Annotated in this window: 19 protein-coding genes; 14 read left to right on the top strand and 5 right to left on the bottom strand. The window is 62.6% G+C overall.

The genetic code is table 11. The features are described 5' to 3' along the window. From DZK26_RS07585 to DZK26_RS07530, 12 genes are all read left to right on the top strand, one after another. On the top strand, positions 1-966 hold the full coding sequence (locus DZK26_RS07585) for a beta-ketoacyl-ACP synthase III (protein ID WP_116897577.1): 966 nt from the start codon (positions 1-3) through the stop codon (positions 964-966). Between the two features lie 56 nt (positions 967-1,022). Then, on the top strand, positions 1,023-1,967 hold the full coding sequence (fabD, locus tag DZK26_RS07580; RefSeq protein ID WP_116897576.1) for an ACP S-malonyltransferase: 945 nt from the start codon (positions 1,023-1,025) through the stop codon (positions 1,965-1,967). Continuing rightward, positions 1,967-2,716 (top strand): 3-oxoacyl-ACP reductase FabG, encoded by a 750-nt coding sequence (gene fabG, locus DZK26_RS07575; RefSeq protein WP_116897575.1) that lies wholly within the window; start codon positions 1,967-1,969, stop codon positions 2,714-2,716. Before fabD ends, fabG begins: the two co-directional genes overlap by 1 nt. 163 nt (positions 2,717-2,879) lie before the next feature. Next, a complete protein-coding gene (gene acpP, locus DZK26_RS07570; protein WP_116649382.1) occupies positions 2,880-3,119 on the top strand; it encodes an acyl carrier protein in 240 nt (79 codons plus the stop codon). Between the two features lie 56 nt (positions 3,120-3,175). Next, positions 3,176-4,423 (top strand): beta-ketoacyl-ACP synthase II, encoded by a 1,248-nt coding sequence (fabF, locus tag DZK26_RS07565; RefSeq protein ID WP_116897574.1) that lies wholly within the window; start codon positions 3,176-3,178, stop codon positions 4,421-4,423. Beyond that, on the top strand, positions 4,420-5,757 hold the full coding sequence (locus tag DZK26_RS07560; RefSeq protein WP_116897573.1) for an aminodeoxychorismate synthase component I: 1,338 nt from the start codon (positions 4,420-4,422) through the stop codon (positions 5,755-5,757). The genes fabF and DZK26_RS07560 overlap by 4 nt, the downstream gene beginning before the upstream one ends. Next, complete coding sequence (pabC, locus tag DZK26_RS07555) at positions 5,750-6,568, top strand: aminodeoxychorismate lyase (protein WP_116897572.1); 819 nt, start codon at positions 5,750-5,752, stop codon at positions 6,566-6,568. Before DZK26_RS07560 ends, pabC begins: the two co-directional genes overlap by 8 nt. Next, complete coding sequence (mltG, locus tag DZK26_RS07550) at positions 6,556-7,551, top strand: endolytic transglycosylase MltG (RefSeq protein ID WP_116897571.1); 996 nt, start codon at positions 6,556-6,558, stop codon at positions 7,549-7,551. Before pabC ends, mltG begins: the two co-directional genes overlap by 13 nt. After that, complete coding sequence (tmk, locus tag DZK26_RS07545; protein ID WP_309545069.1) at positions 7,548-8,177, top strand: dTMP kinase; 630 nt, start codon at positions 7,548-7,550, stop codon at positions 8,175-8,177. The genes mltG and tmk overlap by 4 nt, the downstream gene beginning before the upstream one ends. Further along, positions 8,177-9,127 carry a DNA polymerase III subunit delta' gene (holB, locus tag DZK26_RS07540; RefSeq protein WP_116897570.1) on the top strand — a complete coding sequence of 317 codons (951 nt, stop codon included), beginning with the start codon at positions 8,177-8,179 and terminating at the stop codon, positions 9,125-9,127. The genes tmk and holB overlap by 1 nt, the downstream gene beginning before the upstream one ends. A gap of 4 nt (positions 9,128-9,131) precedes the next feature. After that, entirely contained in the window at positions 9,132-9,470 is a 339-nt protein-coding gene (locus DZK26_RS07535; protein WP_116897569.1) for a PilZ domain-containing protein, read from the top strand. A 140-nt stretch (positions 9,471-9,610) separates the two neighbouring features. Further along, positions 9,611-10,678, top strand: coding sequence for a DNA polymerase IV (locus tag DZK26_RS07530; RefSeq protein ID WP_116897568.1), 1,068 nt, complete (start codon positions 9,611-9,613; stop codon positions 10,676-10,678). Positions 10,679-10,697: 19 nt separating this feature from the next. On the opposite strand, the gene DZK26_RS07525 is transcribed toward DZK26_RS07530, so the two are convergent. Then, positions 10,698-12,386, bottom strand: coding sequence for an AMP-binding protein (locus DZK26_RS07525; RefSeq protein WP_116897567.1), 1,689 nt, complete (start codon positions 12,384-12,386; stop codon positions 10,698-10,700). A 160-nt stretch (positions 12,387-12,546) separates the two neighbouring features. Here DZK26_RS07525 and DZK26_RS07520 point away from each other — a divergent pair, with 160 nt between their 5' ends. Then, complete coding sequence (locus DZK26_RS07520) at positions 12,547-14,469, top strand: CBS domain-containing protein (RefSeq protein ID WP_117238645.1); 1,923 nt, start codon at positions 12,547-12,549, stop codon at positions 14,467-14,469. Further along, positions 14,466-14,915: a nuclear transport factor 2 family protein gene (locus DZK26_RS07515; protein ID WP_116898749.1), complete on the top strand. Its 450-nt coding sequence runs from the start codon at positions 14,466-14,468 to the stop codon at positions 14,913-14,915. Before DZK26_RS07520 ends, DZK26_RS07515 begins: the two co-directional genes overlap by 4 nt. Positions 14,916-15,247: 332 nt before the next feature. Here DZK26_RS07515 and DZK26_RS07510 read toward each other — a convergent pair whose 3' ends face one another. The 4 genes from DZK26_RS07510 to coxB all read right to left on the bottom strand — a co-directional run bounded on the left by DZK26_RS07510 (position 15,248) and on the right by coxB (position 18,853). Further along, positions 15,248-16,105: a cytochrome c oxidase subunit 3 gene (locus tag DZK26_RS07510; protein WP_116898750.1), complete on the bottom strand. Its 858-nt coding sequence runs from the start codon at positions 16,103-16,105 to the stop codon at positions 15,248-15,250. Between the two features lie 72 nt (positions 16,106-16,177). Further along, positions 16,178-16,312 (bottom strand): hypothetical protein, encoded by a 135-nt coding sequence (locus DZK26_RS14575; protein ID WP_258870883.1) that lies wholly within the window; start codon positions 16,310-16,312, stop codon positions 16,178-16,180. A 16-nt stretch (positions 16,313-16,328) separates the two neighbouring features. Beyond that, entirely contained in the window at positions 16,329-17,942 is a 1,614-nt protein-coding gene (gene ctaD, locus DZK26_RS07505) for a cytochrome c oxidase subunit I (protein WP_116898751.1), read from the bottom strand. 29 nt (positions 17,943-17,971) lie between these two features. Beyond that, positions 17,972-18,853: a cytochrome c oxidase subunit II gene (gene coxB / locus DZK26_RS07500; RefSeq protein WP_116898752.1), complete on the bottom strand. Its 882-nt coding sequence runs from the start codon at positions 18,851-18,853 to the stop codon at positions 17,972-17,974. Positions 18,854-18,858: the final 5 nt, after the last annotated feature.

Below are 18,858 nucleotides of genomic sequence, written 5' to 3'. Positions count from 1 at the left end.
ATGTACGCTCGCATCATTGGAACCGGACGCTATCTGCCCGAGAAGATCCTGACGAACAAGGATCTCGAACAGATGGTCGACACCAGCGATCAGTGGATCCAGGATCGAACCGGTATCCGAGAGCGGCATGTCGCCGCCGAGGACCAGACGACCTGTGATCTGGCCGAAATGGCGGCCCGCCAGGCGATGGCGGATGCCGGTCTTAAGCCCGGCGATATCGATCTGCTCCTGGTTGGTACGACGACGCCGGATGTCATCTTTCCGTCGACGGCCTGCCTGCTCCAGCACCGAATGGGCATGGCCGAGTGCGGCGCCTTCGATATCAATGCAGCCTGTTCCGGCTTCATCTATGCACTGTCGGTGGCCGACCAGTACATCCGCAACGGGAACGCCCGAAATGTGCTCGTTGTCGGTGCCGAAACGCTCACGCGCATGCTCGACTGGAACGATCGCTCGACCTGCGTCCTGTTCGGCGACGGGGCGGGCGCGGCGGTGCTGACCGCCGACGAGAACCCGGGCATCCTGTCGACGCATATTCACGCCAACGGCGGCTACAGCGACTTGCTCAAGGTCGATGTCGGCGTCTCGCGCGGGTTCAAGGCCGAGGAGCGCGGTGGCGTTTCGGTGTCGATGAAGGGCAACGAGGTGTTCAAGGTGGCAGTCAACACCCTCGGCCGCATTGTCGACGAAACGCTTGCGGCCAACGATCTCGACAAGGAAGACCTTGACTGGCTGATTCCGCACCAGGCCAATCTGCGCATCATCAAGGCGACGGCCAAGAAGCTGAAGATGTCGATGGACCAGGTCGTGGTCACCGTCGATCGCCACGGCAATACCTCGGCGGCTTCCGTGCCGATGGCTCTGGACGAAGCACTTCGCAGCGGGCGCATCCAGCGCGGTGACAAGCTGCTGCTGGAGGCTTTCGGCGGTGGCTTCACCTGGGGCGCGGCGCTGGTCGCCTACTGATCGCCTTTCCACTAGCCGCACTCATTCCATAGCATTTCATTGCCAGGGGAGGACGCATGACGGATTTTGCATTGCTGTTTCCGGGGCAGGGTTCGCAGTCGGTGGGCATGCTGCAAACACTGGCCGACCGATACGATCGGGTTCGGGAGACGTTCGAAGAGGCCGGCGAAGTTCTGGACACCGACTTGTGGAAGGTGGTCAGCGAGGGGCCGGACGAAGTGCTCAATCGCACCGAGATCACCCAGCCGGCCGTGCTCACCGGCGCCACCGCGGTGTGGCGGATCTGGCAGGACCTGGGCGGACCGGTTCCCGCGCGCCTGGCCGGACACAGCCTGGGTGAATATTCGGCACTGGTTGTGGCCGGAGCGCTGGATTTTTCCACTGCCGTCGCCCTGGTCGCCGAGCGCGGTCGACAGATGCAGGCCGCCGTGCCCGAAGGGGTGGGCGCAATGGCCGCCATTCTCGGGCTCGAAGACGAAGTCGTTACCGCCATATGCCGTGAAGTGGCCGAAGACCAGGTGGTGGTGCCGGCGAATCACAATTCGCCCGGCCAGATCGTGATTGCGGGACATGCCGCCGCCGTGGAGCGCGCGCTTCACAAATGCAGCGAGGCGGGCGCGCGGCGGGCCGTCAAACTGCCGGTCAGTGTGCCTTCGCACAGCCCGTTGATGCAGCCGGCGGCCGAGGCCATGCGCAGGATTCTGGCCGACACGGAAATTGGCGCGCCGGCCATCCCGGTCATTCACAATTGCGATGTCGCCGTGCATGGAGATGCCGAGGGCATACGAAACGCGCTCGTACAGCAGCTGACCAGTCCCGTACGCTGGACCGAATCGGTGCGGGCGATCCGTGACGCAGGTATCATGGACCTGGCCGAATGCGGGCCGGGAAAAGTGCTCTGCGGTCTGGGGCGTCGCATCGAGCGTCAGGCTCGCTGGGTTTCGCTGGAGAACCCCGATACCCTCGAGGAAACGATCAGTAATTACAAGGAGTCGCAGTGATGACGCCCGAGACGGCAAATCGTATCGACGGCCGCGTGGTCCTGGTTACCGGCGCCAGTCGCGGCATTGGTCAGGCGACGGCCGACTGGCTCAAGAACATGGGCGGTGACGTGTTCGGTACCGCCACCTCGCCGAACGGGGCCGAGCGAATTTCCGAGCGGCTGGGCGAGGGGCGCGGCCTGGTGCTCGACGTCACCGATTCCGATGCCATCAACGAGACGGTCGCGACCATCAAGGAACGCGCGGGCGCCGTGACGGTGCTGGTCAATAATGCGGCCATCACGCGCGATCAACTGCTGATGCGACTCAAGGACGACGATTGGGATGCGGTGCTCGATACCAACCTCAGGGGCGCGATGCGCATGACGCGCGCCTGTCTGAGGGGCATGCTCAAGGAAAAGTCCGGCCGCATCATTGGTATCTCGTCGGTGGTCGGCTACAGCGGCAACCCGGGTCAGAGCAATTATGCGGCCGCCAAGGCGGGCCTGGCCGGATTCTCGCGCTCGGTTGCCCATGAACTGGGGAGCCGCGGCATCACGGCCAACGTCGTCGCACCCGGCTTTATCGAAACCGACATGACGGCCGAACTCGACGAGAAGCAGCGTGAGCGTCTGACCGACTCGATTCCGCTCAATCGCCTGGGCGCGGTTGAGGACGTTGCGGCGGCCGTCGGCTTCCTCGCCAGCGACGCCGGCGGCTACCTGACGGGCCAGACCCTGCATGTCAACGGCGGCATGTATATGACATAAAGCTTTAACTTAATTTTTCAATTTATTGATTTATTTGTTTTAAACCTTCGTCAGGGCCGGAGCACACTGGGTGTCGTTCCGGCACCTGAAAACTGGCAGTGAGCGAATTTGTTCACTACAATGTGCCCGCTTTGGGCAACCCTTATCAACGAGGAAATCACCAATGAGCAGCATTGAAGAACGCGTCAAGAAAATCGTGATCGAACAGCTCGGCGTCAAGGAAGAAGAAGTCACTCCCAGCGCCTCTTTTGTCGATGACCTGGGTGCCGACTCACTGGATACGGTGGAACTGGTCATGGCTCTGGAAGAAGAATTCGAGTGCGAAATCCCCGATGAAGAGGCCGAGAAGATCACCAGCGTTCAGCAGGCGATCGACTACATCAAGGCCAACGTCGACAAGTGATTGTCGAACGTGGGTCTGCTCGGACAATCACTCGTCATTGAACAACGGAGCCGCACATGAAAGGTGACCGCCGCATCGTGATTACGGGCATGGGCTGTGTTTCGCCCGTGGGTAACGACGTGGTCAGTGCCTGGGATGCCATCTGCAACGGACGCAGTGGTATCGGGCTGCTGGAGGCCTTCGATCCGGAGCGCTTCTCGGCCAAGATTGCCGGTGAAGTTCGCGATTTCGATGTCGGGGATTACCTGTCGCCGAAGGAAGCACGCAAGTGCGATACCTTCATCCACTACGGCATGGCCGCAGCGATACAGGCCATTGCCGATGCCGGACTGAGTGACAGCGAGGATGATGCCGAACGAATCGGGCTGGCCATCGGCTCGGGGATCGGAGGCATCTCGACCATCGAGCAGACCTACAACACCTACCTCGACAGCGGACCCCGCCGCATTTCGCCGTTTTTCATTCCGGGCGTGATCATCAACATGATCGCCGGCAACCTGTCGATCAAGTACGGTTACCAGGGTCCGAATATTTCCATCGTGACCGCCTGTACCACCGCCACCCACAACATCGGCGACGCCGCGCGCATCATTGCCTACGGCGATGCCGACGTGATGGTCGCCGGCGGCGGCGAGTTCGGAACGACACCGACGGCCTATGGCGGCTTCACCTCGGCCAAGGCGCTGTCGACGCGCAACGACGAACCGGAGAAGGCCAGTCGGCCCTGGGATGTCGATCGTGACGGGTTCGTACTCAGCAACGGGGCGGGCATCGTCGTGCTGGAAGAACTCGAGCACGCGAAGAAGCGCGGTGCGACCATCTATGCCGAAGTGGCCGGCTACGGTATGAGCGGCGACGCTTATCACATCACTTCACCAGCGGAAGGTGGCGAGGGCGCGGCCCGCTGCATGAGCCACGCCATGCGCGACGCGGGGGTCGATCCCTCGGAGGTGGATTACATCAACGCCCACGGCACTTCCACCCAGCTTGGTGACCGGGCCGAGTGCGCAGCCGTGCGGACCTGCCTGGGTGACGATGCCGGCAGCGTGATGATGAGTTCGACCAAGTCGATGACCGGCCACCTGCTGGGTGCGGCCGGCGGCGTGGAAGCTATTTTCACCACGCTGGCATTGCGCGACGGTGTGATCCCGCCGACCATCAATCTCGACGAGGTCGATCCGCATTGCCGCGATATGGATCTCGTGCCCCACGAGGCGCGTGAAAAGTCGATCCGCATTGCCATGAGCAATTCCTTCGGTTTCGGCGGCACCAACGGCACGCTGCTGCTGAAACGATTTGAATGACCTGTGCGGCGCGTGAGCTGACGGCGCCCGCGTCGTTGCTCGCCCTTCACCGACAGTTTCCCGATCGGTGGCCTTTCCTGCTTGCCAGTTCGGCTTCGGCCGGCAAGCTCGGACGCTGGTCTATGTTGTTGCGCGCTGCCGACGAAGCGCCCCTGGTGCTCGAGCAGGCCGACGTTGGCGCCGGCCCCGGATTTCTGGCTGAGCTGGCCAACCGCCAGTCCCGGGCCGCAACGGATTCGATCGATCCCCGGTTTCCGTTTTGCGGTGGCTGGTTCGTCTACCTGGGGTATGAGCTGGCCGCGGAAATCGAACCCGGACTCCGTCTTCCGCCCTCCCGTGACGGTTTGCCTGTGGCCCTGGCCCGGCGCTGTCGCTCGGCCCTGTTGTACGACCACATGGAAGAGCGCTACTGGCTGGTGGCCGAGGATCGGGTGGAACTGGAACGGGCGGGGGACGAAGTCGGGCAGTTACGAGACGGCGACGATCTGCAGCTTGCCACGCCGCCTGAATTGGCCTTGAGTGCCGACCCGGGCGAGCGTTTCAAGTCCGGGGTCGAGCGCATTCGCGAGTACATCCGCGCCGGTGATGTCTTCCAGGTGAATCTCTCGCGTGGATGGGAAGCAACGGGCGAGGATACGATCGATCCGGCTTCGCTCTACCGGGCCCTTGCGGGATCCAATCCGGCGCCTTTCGCCGCGTTGGCCCGGCTGCCCGGCGGCACCGTGGTTTCTTCCTCGCCCGAGCGCCTGGTCAGCATCGATGGCGAACGCGTCCAGACCCGCCCCATCGCGGGAACGCGACCACGCGGAAATTCCGACGAAGCTGATACCAGGCTGACCAGCGAATTGGTGTCCCATCCCAAGGAGCGTGCCGAACACATCATGCTGATCGACCTGGAGCGCAACGACCTCGGCCGCGTGTGTCGCGTGGGCAGCGTCGAGGTCGACGAGCTGATGGTGATCGAGTCCTACGCCCACGTACACCATATCGTCTCCAACGTGCGCGGGCTGTTGCACGAGGGGGCCACGGCCGCGGACGTCATCCGGGCGGTCTTCCCGGGCGGCACCATTACCGGCTGCCCCAAGGTGCGCTGCATGGAGATCATCGCCGAACTCGAACGCCACGGGCGCGGCTGTTATACGGGCGCGTTGGGCTACCTCGGGCGGGATGGTCGCATGGACCTCAATATCCTGATCCGTTCCATGGTGGTCGGCGGCAAACGTATTACCTTCCGCACCGGCGCGGGTATCGTGGCCGATTCCGATCCGGCGGCCGAACTGGCCGAAACCGAGGACAAGGCCCGCGGGCTGCTGGCCGCCATCGGTCATGACTGAGGCGCTGGTCAACGGTGAACCCTGCGATGTCGTGCCGCTGGACGACCGCGGGCTGCTCTATGGCGACCACCTCTTCGAGACGGTTGGCTTCGTGTCCGGCCGGGCACCGCTCTGGCACCTGCACATGGCGCGCCTGGTGCGCGATGCCCGGCGCTTGTTGATACCGGAACCCGATCCCGAGTTGCTTGCCTCCGAGTGCGCCCGGCTGGTTGAAGGTCAACGCCGTGCGGTCGTTCGCATCACCCTCACGCGTGGCAGCGGCGGCCGCGCTTATGAACCGCTGGCGCAACCCTCGCCGCGCCGTATCCTGGTGCGCCGATCATGGCCAACGACTATCGCTCAGGATCGGGCCCGGGGCATCGCCGTGCACACCAGCCCCGTCAGTCTTTCGGCAGGGCGGGAGCTGGGCGGCATCAAGCACGGCAACCGCCTGGAGCAGGTTCTGGCCGCCGAACACGCCCGCCGGGCGGGCGTGGACGAGGCGGTACTGTTCGATGTCGACGGCCGCCTGGTCGAGGCGATTGCCGGCAACCTGATACTCTTCATCGATGGCGAGGCGGTCACGCCCCGGCTTGCGGGTGCGGGCGTGGCGGGCGTCGGTCTCGAGTGGTTGCAGGGGCGTGTCGGCCGTGATCTGGCCATCCGCGAACTGAATGCCGAGAGCCTGCAACGGTCAGGGAGTGTCATGGTGATAAACTCGGTCGCCGGTATCCGGCCCGTGCGGACACTCGATGATCGTAGCCTGGCGATCAGCGAAACGTGCCGCCGCTGGCAGCGACTCTGGGACGAACTGTTCGAATGCGAAGACTGATCATCGGGATCCTGCTGATCGCCGTGCTCGTCGCCGGCGTGGCGGCCTGGCTGCTGCAGGACTGGCAGCAGTTTCGCCAGCGCCCGCTGACCCAAGACGGTCCGGTCAACCTGTGGCTCGACAGCGGCACCAGCTTCCGGGGCATGGTGCGACAGCTGGAGCTGCTGGGGGTGAGCCGCTTCGACTGGCGTTGGCGCCTGCTGGGACGCGTGGAATCGCCCGTGCTCAAGGCCGGTGAATACCGCATCGATCCGGGAATGAGCGTTTCGCAATTGCTCGAAAGGATCGTCACGGGTCAAGTGCGCAAGCACCGGTTCACCATCGTCGAGGGTTGGACGGTCAGCGAATTGCGCTCCGAACTGACCGCCGACTCCAGATTGCGCAAGGTTGCGGCCGATCTCACGGAGGCGGAGCTCATGCAGCATCTTGACTGCGGTGGTTGCGAGGCCGAAGGACGATTTCTTCCGGAGACGTATTTCTTCGTCCGGGGATCGAGCGACCTGCAACTGCTCGAACGGGCGTACGCCGACATGTCGCGTGCGCTGGAGGCGGCCTGGAGCAAGCGGGACGATGACCTGCCCCTGGATGATCCTTATGAACTACTCGTTCTCGCCTCGCTGATCGAGCGCGAAACCGGCCGGCCCGACGAGCGTTCGCGTATCGCCGGGGTTTTCGTGCGACGACTCCGGAAAGGCATGCGGTTGCAGACCGATCCCACCGTCGTCTACGGGCTGGGCGAGGATTTCGCGGGTCGACTGCGCCGGGTCCACCTGACCACCGACCATCCATGGAATACCTATACCCGGCACGGCCTGCCGCCCACGCCGATCGCGCTACCCGGACGCGCCTCGCTGGAAGCGGCCGCCCGACCGGCCGAGGGTACGGCCCTGTATTTCGTCGCCCGCGGAGACGGTAGCCACCATTTCTCCAACACCCTGGCGGAGCACAATGCCGCCGTCGACCGCTATATCCGGGGGCGATGATGCGTCGTGGCCGCTTCATCACACTCGAGGGCGGTGAGGGGGCCGGGAAGTCGACGGCCATGCAGACCGTCCGTTCCTGGCTGGCCGCACGCGGCCGCGAGGTCATCATCACGCGCGAGCCCGGCGGCACGGACGCCGCCGAGCGCATTCGAGGGCTGTTGCTCGACCCGGAAAGCGGGCCGCTGACACCCATGACCGAGTTGCTTTTGATGTTCGCCGCCCGTCAGGAGAATCTCGCCGGCGTCATTCGGCCCGCGCTGAAGCAGGGCAGGGATGTCGTCTGCGATCGATTCACCGATGCCAGTCGAGCGTATCAGGGCGCCGGTCGGCAGCTGGGTTCGGATGCGGTCGAAACCCTGGCCGACCTGGTTCATCCGGATCTGCGGCCCGACTTGACGCTTTTGCTGGATGTGCCGGTGGCCGTGGGTATGGAACGCATTCGCGGTCGCGACGGCGGGCCCGATCGCATGGAGCAGAGCCGTCCTGAATTTCTCGAGCGGGTGCGCCAGGCCTATCTCGCCCAGGCGGGGCTGGAGCCGGACAGGTTCGTCGTCATCGATGCCACCCGTTCGCTCGATGACGTCACTGCGGCCATCGAGGAAGCCCTGAAAGAGAGAGTGAACTGATGTTGCCCTGGCTGGAGACAACCTGTCGTGCGCTGTGGGAGCGGGTCGAAAGCGGACGCCTGGGACACGCGCCCCTGATCCATGGTCCGCGCGGTATCGGCAAGCGCGTCCTCGGAGACTGGCTGGCGCAGCTGCTGCTGTGTACCCGGCCGGGCGAGTCCGGCGCTTGCGGTAGCTGCCAGAGCTGCCGTCTGTTCGAAGGCGGCACGCATCCCGACTGGTTCAAGGTCGAGATTCCCGAAGACAAGCAAGGCATTGGCGTCGACCAGGTCCGCGACCTGATCGAACGCCTGCAGTTGACCGCTTCCCTGGGCGGAAACCGGGTCGGGTTGATGCCGCAGGCCGACGCCATGAACCGTAATGCCGCCAACGCCCTCCTCAAGACGCTGGAGGAACCGCCGTCGGGCGCCTGGTTGATCCTGCTCAGTGAGCAACCGGCACGGTTGTCGGCCACGATCCGTTCACGCTGCCAGCAGTTGGCGCTGAGGGCCCCCGCGCGCGAGGTGGCCGAGCCCTGGCTGGCCGAATCGTTTCCGGAAGCGAGCGAGGCGGACCGGGAAGCCGTACTCGAACTCGGGGGCGGGGCGCCGCTGGCGGCGCTTGAAATGCTCGAGTCAGGCGGGCTGGAAACGGGCCTGTCGCTGCTCGACGACCTCCTCGAGGGGCGTCCCCATGCCGAGGTGCTGGAACGCTGGCAGGTCGATCCTGCGGCGAGCTGGACCTGGATTGCGCGATGGCTGGCGGTCATCATGGCGCGCGCCAGCGGAGCCGGTGGCTGGCAGCCGCCCGACAGACACCTGCCCGAGCGAATCGATCGCCGTGAACTGGCCCGACTCTGGCAGATGGCCCTGGACGGTCATCGGGAAGCGGAAAGAGGCGTGGTCCGCCAGGACCTGCTTCTGGGTCGTTGGCTGCTAGAATGGGAAGCGGCTCAACCGGCGCGGAAGTGATTTCATGGCCCAGAAAGGCATTCTTTCATACAACATCGAAAACAAGCAGGAGCTCTACGGCGCCTACATGCCGTTTCTCATCAACGGCGGCCTGTTCGTGCCCACGCGCAAGCAGTTCCAGCTCGGTGACGAGGTATTGATCCTGCTCGGCTTGATGGGTGAAGAACGCATCGCAATTCCCGGCAAGGTGGCCTGGCTGACGCCTTCCGGCGGACGACAGACGGCCAACAGCGGCGTGGGTGTGCAGTTTTCCGACAGCACCGAGGGTCAGCAGGCGCAGAGCACCATCGTGTCGCTGCTGGCGGGCATGCTCGACAGCGACAAGCCGACCCGAACGATTTAATTTTCAATTGGTTCAATACATCAATTTACAAACAAGGACCAATGAGTCAATGACCCAATGATCAGAACGCAACTTTGGCATTTTTTGGCATTTGAAGTGCCGCGATTCGTTTCGGCCATTGAAGATTCGGTCATTGAGAATTGACTAACCGCTCCATCATCCATGTCGACATGGATGCCTTCTATGCCAGTGTTGAACAGCGCGATCATCCGGAATTGCGTGGTCGTCCGGTCATGGTCGGCGGGGGGAGCAGCCGAGGTGTTGTCGCGGCCGCCAGCTACGAGGCCCGGCAATACGGCGTGCGTTCGGCCATGCCCGGAGCGAGAGCCCGGCGCTTGTGCCCCTCGGGCGTCTTCGTTTCGGCGCGTTTCGAGCGTTACCGCGAAGTTTCCCGCGAAGTGTTCGATCTGCTCGGAGCCTTCAGCGAGCGAATCGAAGGCCTCAGTCTCGATGAAGCCTTTATCGACGTCAGTGAACGAGTGAATGTCCACGGCGAGCCGCTGCCCGAAATCGGCAGCCGGCTCAAGCGACGCATCGCCGAGCAGACGGGTCTGACTGCCTCGGTCGGCATGGCGCACAACAAGTTGCTGGCCAAGATTGCTTCCGACTACGACAAGCCCGACGGCCTGGTCCATATCCCGCCCGACCAGGTGCAGCGCTTTCTCGATCCGTTGCCGATCCGTCGCCTATGGGGCATTGGTCCGAGAACCGCCGCGCAGCTGCACGATATCGGTGTGTTCACCGTCGGCCAGCTGCGGCGAACGAGCCTGGATGTGCTTTCCCGACTGTTCGGTGACCATGCGGTGGAGCTGATCGAGCGTGCAACCGGCATCGACGAGCGGGAAGTCAGCTCCCAACGCGTGCGCCGTTCGATCAGCCAGGAAACCACTTTCCGGGAAGATCGGCACGATATCGAAGGCCTGGCGAGCGTCATGGCCGACCAGGCCGACAAGGTGGCCCGGCGTCTGGCCGATCGTGGACTCTACGCGCGCACGGTCACGATCAAGCTGCGATCGAGCGGTTTCTCCACCATCACGCGCAGCCAGTCCATGGGCGGGCATACGCGCAGCGCCGAGCGAATCCTGTCGGGCGCACGCGAGTTGCTGGAAAGCTGGGCCGGCTGGCGCAGGCAGTTTGCCGTGCGCCTGATCGGTGTCGGCGTGTCGGGACTGTCGGAGCGGCCGGATGAATCCGACCTGCTCGAATAGCGGCGCGCTTGTCGTTGGTTCAGTCTTCGGAACTGCGGGCCTCGCCGTAGAGATCGCGTAGTTCGCGCCGCAGGATCTTGCCGACGTTGGTCTTGGGTAGTTCGTCGACGAACTCGACGTACTTGGGAACCTTGTAGCCGGTCAATTCCTTGCGACAGTATTCGCGCAGTTCCTTGACGGTCAGCGAATCGTCCTTGCGCACCACGACGGCCTTGACGACTTCGCCGGATTTCTCGTCCGGTGCACCGATGACGCCGACTTCGAGCACCTTCGGATGGCCGGCGATGATGTCCTCGACCTCGTTGGGATAGACGTTGAAGCCCGAGACGAGCACCATGTCCTTCTTGCGGTCGACGATATAGAAATAGCCGTTTTCGTCCATCTTGGCCATGTCGCCGGTGCGCAGCCAGCCGTCGTCGCCGAGCACCTTGGCGGTCTCCTCCGGGCGGTTCCAGTAGCCCTTCATGACCTGCGGACCCCGCACGCACAACTCTCCGGTCTCGCCCTGTGGCAGGGGATTGCCGTCGGCATCGATCACCCGACACTCGGTTGACGATATGGGCAGCCCGATGGCGCCGTTGTACTCCTCGAGATCCATTGGATTGATGCAGGCCGCCGGCGAGGTTTCCGTCAGTCCGTAGGCCTCGACGAGCGTGACCCCGGTGACCTTCTGCCAGCGCTCTGCGACCGCCCGCTGTACGGCCATGCCGCCACCGAGCGTCATGCGCAGGCTGGAGAAGTCCAGATCCTCGAAGCCGGGCGTGTTGAGCAGGCCATTGAACAGGGTGTTCACCCCGGTGATGGCGGTGAATTTCACCTTGCCCAGTTCCTTGACGAATCCGGCCATATCCCGCGGGTTCGTGATCAGCAGGTTGCGGCCGCCGAGCTTGATGAAGACCAGGCAGTTCGCCGTCAGCGCGAAGATATGATAGAGGGGCAGGGCGGTGACGATGGTTTCCTCGCCGATAGTGAGCCGACCACCCAGCCAGGCCGAGGCCTGCTGCATGTTGGCCACCATGTTGCCGTGCGTGAGCACCGCGCCTTTCGACACGCCGGTGGTTCCGCCGGTGTACTGCAGGAAGGCGATGTCTTCGTGGCCGACCTTGACCGGCTGGAAGCGCTCATCCGCGCCTTCCCTGAGCACCGCGTTGAATGGCCGTGCGTTGGGGAGACTGTAGGCCGGCACCATTTTCTTGACGTAGCGAACGGCGAAGTTCGTCAGGGCGCCCTTGAGACCGCCGAGCATGTCGCCCATGCGCGTGAGGATGACATGTTCGATCTGGACATCGTCGATGACCGCCTCGAGGACGCTGGCGAAGTTGTCCATGATTACGATCGCCGTGGCACCCGAATCGTTGAGCTGATGCTTGAGTTCCCTCGCCGTGTAGAGCGGGTTGGTATTGACCACCACCAGTCCCGCGCGCAGTGCTCCGAAGACCGCAATCGGGTACTGCAGCACGTTGGGCATCATGATGGCGATACGATCACCCTTCTCCAGGCCCATGGCCTGCAGGCGGGCGGCGAACGCCGCGCTGTAGCGATCGACCTGTCCGAAGGTGAGTTCGACACCGAAATTAACGTAAGCGACCTTGTCCCGGAATTCGTTGCAGCTGGTGTCGATCACGTCGACGACCGAATCGAATTCCTGCATGTCGATCTCGGCCGGCACCCCTTCCGGATAGTGTTCGAGCCAGGGCTTGTCGCTCATCGGGCCTCCATCCTGTACGGTTCTGTTTCAGTGTCGGCAAAGCTTGGCACAGGAGGTCGTCCGAAACAAGCATCCGGACGCGGGGAGACGCCAGGCATTTGCCCCTTTCACGGGGGACGTTTATGATCGCCGGAAAGCCAGCCACGGGGCGCTTCCTGCAATGGGTGAACAAGACGTCGAACAGACGACGGACGAGCACACGCGCCGCGCCTTCATGAAGGCGCTACTCGATGAAGTGCGCGCCCTCGAGGACATGCTCGAGGGGGGGATGATCGAGTCGGGAATTCGACGAATCGGAGCGGAACAGGAAATGTTCCTGGTCGACCAGTCTTCCCGCCCGGCGCTGACGTCCATGCAGATTCTCGAAAAGATCGAAGATCCGCGCTTCACGCACGAATTGGGCCTGTTCAACCTCGAGGCCAATCTCTCGCCGCTGGAGCTTGGCGGGGACTGCCTTCGGCAGCTCGAGCGAGAGGCCGACGAGGTACTCGGGATCGCTCGAGAGAAAGCCGACAAGGTCGGCAGCCGGATCGCACTGGTGGGCATTTTGCCCACGCTTACGCGGGAGCACATCTCGCTCGAATCGATGGTGCCCACCGCGCGCTATTTTGCGCTCAACGAGGCGCTGCTCAGGCTCAGGGGCAGCAATTTCAACTTTACCATCAAGGGTATCGACCAGCTCAGCATCAACCACGACAACCTGATGCTGGAAGCCTGCAATACCAGTTTCCAGATTCATTTCCAGGTCGGTGCCGATGAATTCGCCCACCTCTACAACATTGCCCAGGCCGTCACCGGCCCCTTGCTGGCCAGTTGTGTTAATTCGCCCATCCTGCTGGGAAAGCGTCTCTGGCACGAGACGCGCATCGCCGTGTTCGAACATTCCATCGACGCTCGCTCCGAAGCCCACGCGGCTCGCGGGCACAAGCCACGGGTGCACTTTGGCGACCACTGGATCGACAATTCGGTCATCGAGATCTTCAAGGAAGACATTGCCCGATTCCGGGTCGTCCTGACCACCGAATTCGAGGAAGACCCCATCGGCATGGTCGCGCGTGGCGAGGTGCCCAGGCTGCGCGCGCTGTGCCTGCACAACGGTACCGTCTATCGCTGGAATCGCGCCTGTTACGGCATATCCGACAACGGCAAACCGCACCTGAGGATCGAAAATCGCGTGATCCCGTCGGGCCCCACGGTGCTGGATGAAGTGGCCAATGCCGCCTTTTTCTTCGGCATGATGTCGCGCCTTTCGCACACTGTCGACGACATTCGGGAGCACCTGAGTTTCAGCGACGTCAAGAGCAACTTTCTCGCCGCCGCACGTGAGGGCCTGCGCGCCCAGCAGGTCTGGTTCGATAATCACCAGGTCACGGCCCAGGAGCTGATCATCGACGAACTGCTGCCGATGGCGCGCGAGGGCCTGTCGGAGGCCGGCATCGATGAACGGGATATCGATCGTTACCTGGGCGTGATCCGGGCCCGCGTCGACAATCGGCGCACCGGTGCACGTTGGCAGCTCGAATCGCTGGAGAATATGCGCGAGGAAGGCAATGAACACGAGCGCCTGCGCGCGCTGGTTTCATCGATGGTCGAGCAGTCCGAAACCGGCAGACCTGTCTCCGAATGGGAGTTGGCCAAAATCTGTACCCAGCAGGACTGGCGCGACAGCTATCGCAGCGTCGGCCAGTTCATGGCCACCGATCTGTTTACCGTCAGGCCTGACGACATCGTCGACTTTGCCGCGAGTCTCATGGAGTGGCGCCATGTGCGGCATGTGCCGGTGGAGGATGATTCCGGCCAGCTCCTCGGCCTGGTCTCGCATCGCCAGCTTCTGCGGCTGATTGCCCGCGGCAATCGCAATGACAATACGGTCACCGTGCGCGACATCATGCGTCCGGACCCGATCACGGTCTCTCCCGAAACCACGACGGTCGAAGCCATTCGGCTCATGCGCGACAATCGCCTCAGCAGCCTGCCGGTGGTCGAAGACGGAAAGCTGGTCGGCCTGGTTACCGAATACGACCTGATCGTCGTGGCTTCGCGCCTGCTCGAGACCTACCTGAGCGAGGATCAGCTCAAGTGAGCCTGCTGCGCAGCGCCGGGCTGTGCGGTGTCTGTCTCTTGCTGCTGGCCGCCTGCAACGAGCCCCTGCCGGACGAGGAGCGGATCCGTAACCGGATCGAGACCATGCAGGCCGACCTGGCCGAGGGCAACGCCCGATCCTTCTTCTCGCCCGTTGCCGAGGACTTCAGCGCGGCCACGCGCAATCTCGACCGCCGCGCCGCCCGATTGCTGCTCAGGCGGGAAATGCTGGCGCACGAGTCTCTCAAGGCGCGCCTGTTCGACATCGAAATCGAGCTTCAGGGCGAGGGCAGGGCGACGGCCACCATGCATGCGGTTCTGACCGGCGGCAGCGGCCTGATCCCCGACACCGGCAGCTGGTACCGGGTCACGACGGGATGGCGGCTGGACGACGGCGACTGGATGTTGATCTCGGCGCGCTGGGAGACCGTTGCCGGTAGAGGGTGAAGGGAGAGGATTCAAAAAAGAAAAATAATTTGTCCACAGATGAACACAGATGAACACAGATTGAAAAGATAATAAACGTGAAGAATGATTGGCCTTACGGAGCTTGATGAGGCGCGATCAGGTACAGGTACCCTTACTTCAATGTCGGGATAAGCCGGCCTGCTAGATAATCGGCAAAAGCCATACCGACCTTCTCCAGAACAACTCTCTTGTTTTCTTTTATCTGTGTTTATCTGTGTTCATCTGTGGACATATCATTCTTTTACAGATTTTAGATACGAAAGTGCCAGCACAAAGGCCGGCACTCTCTTTTCTGTCTTGTCGCTGATTCGTCAGATGACGTAGACGAAGACGAACAGGCCCAGCCAGACGACGTCGACAAAGTGCCAATACCAGGCCACGGCCTCGAAGCCGAAGTGGTTTTTCTTCGAGAAGTGGCCGGCCATGCAGCGCAGAGTGATGACGATCAGCATGATGGTGCCCAGGGTCACGTGCAGGCCGTGGAAACCGGTGAGCATGAAGAACGTCGAGCCGTAGATGCCGGAACCAAGGGTCAGGCCGAGATCCTGGTAGGCATGGACGTACTCCGAGGCCTGGAAGTAGAGGAAGATCGAGCCCAGGGCCACGGTGGCGGCCATCCAGCCGACGAGGGCGCCACGCTTGGCCTTCTTGAGCGCCCAGTGCGCGAGCGTGATGGTCAGGCCCGAAGTCAGCAGGATGAGGGTGTTGAGCAACGGCAGTTCGAAGGCGGGAATGATCTGGAAATCGCCGCCAAGCTGCGCCGGGCCGGCCGTTGGCCAGGCCGCATCGAACTCCGGAAAGAGCAGTTCGTTGGTCATTGCGCCGGCACCTTCGCCGCCGAGCCACGGCACGGCGAACATGCGGGCATAGAACAATGCGCCGAAGAAGGCGGCGAAGAACATCACTTCCGAGAAGATGAACCAGATCATGCCCTGACGGAATGAGCCGTCCACCGCCCGGTTATAGAGCCCCTGTTCGGATTCGCCAATGACCTGGGCGAACCAGCCGAAGATCATGACCAGCACGATCACCGAGCCGGCCAGCGTGAACCAGGGGCCGATTGCTGCCTGGTTGAGCCAGCTCCCCGCGCCGAGCATCATCACGAACAGGCCGATCGAGCCGACGATGGGCCACTTGGCCGTGTGGGGTACGTAGTAGTGTTCTGCCATGTTGGTTCCCTGATTCAGTTTCTTGTTCGGCTGGCGCGGTTGCCAGCCCGGTCATTACCTGTGGTTTTTCGATTATCCCGCTTTGAGCACACCACTGAGAATGAAGCCGAGGTAGATCATGAACACGACCGCGGCCAGCAAGAGCGCCGTGCGAACGGCACGGCGTCGTCTCGCTCGGGTTCCCTCCGGATCATGCTGGTCGCTCAAAGCTGTCCTCCGCCTCTCAGGCCAGGGTGTCGGAGTGGACGGTTACGCTGTCGTCGACCTTCGGCGGCGTGTCGAAGGTATGCAGCGGCGCCGGGGAGGGCACGGTCCATTCCAGGCCGCGCGCGCCGTCCCAGACCTGGTCGGTAGCACGTTCGCCGCCACGGGCCGCCTGCCATATGATGTAGATGAATAACAGCTGGGCGAGGCCGAAAGCGAACCCGCCGATCGAGGAGATCATGTTGAATTCGGCAAACTGCACCGCGTAGTCGGGAATGCGTCGCGGCATGCCCGCCAGGCCCAGGTAATGCTGCGGGAAGAACAGGACGTTGACCGAAATGGCCGACCACCAGAAGTGAATCTTGCCCAGCTTCTCGTTGTACATGTAGCCGGTCCACTTGGGCAGCCAGTAATAGACCCCGGCCATGATCGCGAAGACCGAGCCGGTCACCAGCACGTAGTGGAAATGGGCCACCACGAAGTAGGTGTCGTGATACTGGAAGTCAGCCGGCACGATGGCCAGCATCAGGCCCGAGAAGCCGCCGATGGTGAACAGCACAATGAAGCCCAAAGCGAAGAGCATGGGTGTCTCGAAGCTCATCGAGCCGCGCCACATGGTCGAGATCCAGTTGAAGACCTTCACGCCGGTGGGCACGGCGATCACCATCGTCGCGTACATGAAGAACAGGTTGCCGCCCAGCGGCATGCCCACGGTGAACATGTGGTGGGCCCAGACAATGAACGACAGGAATGCGATCGACGCCGTCGCGTAAACCATCGAGGTGTAGCCGAACAGCGGCTTGCGCGAGAAGGTCGGCAGAATTTCCGAGATGATGCCGAAGGCCGGCAGGATCATGATGTAGACCTCGGGATGACCGAAGAACCAGAAGATGTGCTGGTACATCACCGGGTCACCACCGCCTGCGGCATTGAAGAAGCTGGTGCCGAAGAAGCGGTCGGTCAAAAGCATCGTCACCGCACCGGCGAGGACCGGCATCACGGCGATGAGCAAAAAGCCGGTAATCAGCCAGGTCCACACGAACAGCGGCATGCGCAGCAGGGTCATGCCCGGGGCGCGCATGTTGAGAATGGTGACGATGATGTTGATGGCGCCCATGATCGACGAGATGCCCATCAAGTGAATGGCGAAGATCACGAACGCGATGTTGGTCCCACCCTGCAGCGACAGCGGCGGATAGAGCGTCCAGCCCGATGCCGGTCCGCCCGAGGGCAGGAACAGGGTCATCAGGAGCAGGAAGAACGCGAAAGGCAGGATCCAGAACGACCAGTTGTTCATCCTCGGCAGCGCCATGTCCGGTGCGCCGATCATCAGCGGCACCATCCAGTTGGCCAGGCCCACGAAGGCCGGCATCACGGCACCGAAGATCATCACCAGCGCGTGCATGGTGGTCATCTGGTTGAAGAACTCGGGATTGACCAGCTGCAGCCCGGGGATGAACAACTCCGCCCGGATCACCATGGCCATGGCGCCGCCGAGCATGAAGGCAATCAGCGAGAAGATCAGGTACAGCGTCCCGATTTCCTTGTGATTGGTGGTGAACACCCAGCGCTTCAGGCCGGTGGGGTGCTCGGCGTGGTGCTCGTCGTGGCTCAGTGTGGTTTCGTAACTCATTTAGTGGTTTCCTCGTTCCTGTTCGCGCTTCAGCCCTGATCAGCGTTATGCGCCGGTTCGTCGGCGGCCGTGATCTGCTGCACTTCCGAGGGTTCGTCGCCCGCTTCAGCCGCCTGTTCGGCCTTGCGATCCGCGACCCACTGCCGGTATTCGGACGGCGACACGGCTTCGACCACGATCGGCATGAAGCCGTGGTCCTTGCCGCAGAGTTCCGCGCACTGGCCGCGATAAATGCCTTCTTCCTCGATCAGGGTCCAGGCCTCGTTGACCATGCCCGGAATGGCATCGCGCTTCCAGCCCAGTTCGGGCACCCACCAGGAATGAATCACGTCGCCGGAGGTCAGCAGGAAACGAATCTTGGTGTCGGTCGGAACGATCAGTCGCTTGTCGACCTCAAGCAGGTAGTTCTCGACGGTGTGAACGTCAACACCGGAGTTGATCTGGCGCGCGGCATTGCTGTCGCGGTCGAGGGTCGAGTAGAAACCGATTTCGTCTTCCAGGTATTCGTACTGCCACAGCCACTGGTAGCCGGTTACCTTGATGTTGATGTCGGCACCGCCGGTCTCTTCCATGTCGATAAGCACCCCGGTGGCGGGAATGGCCATGATGACGAGGATCAGCACCGGGATGGCCGTCCATGTAATCTCGGCGGCGGTCGAGTGGGTGAACTTGGCCGGTTCCTGGCCCTTCGACTTGCGGTGCACGATGATCGACGTGAACATGGCCGTGAAGACCAGAACGCCGATGACGGTGACCACGGCCAGAATGACGTTGTGCAGCTGATAGACGTCCTTGCTGAAGGGCGTGACGCCGCCGGGCATGTTGTCGCCCACGGCGTAGATGCCCCAGGTGACCACGATGATGACCGCCATCACGGCCAGGGCCACAATCAGTTCGTTCGTTCTCTTCATCCTCG

It is taken from the genome of Wenzhouxiangella sp. 15190, assembly GCF_003417465.1.
In the GTDB taxonomy this organism is placed as follows: domain Bacteria; phylum Pseudomonadota; class Gammaproteobacteria; order Xanthomonadales; family Wenzhouxiangellaceae; genus Wenzhouxiangella.
Note: the sequence above shows the minus strand (reverse complement) of the source record. Positions and strands in the feature narration are given on the sequence as shown.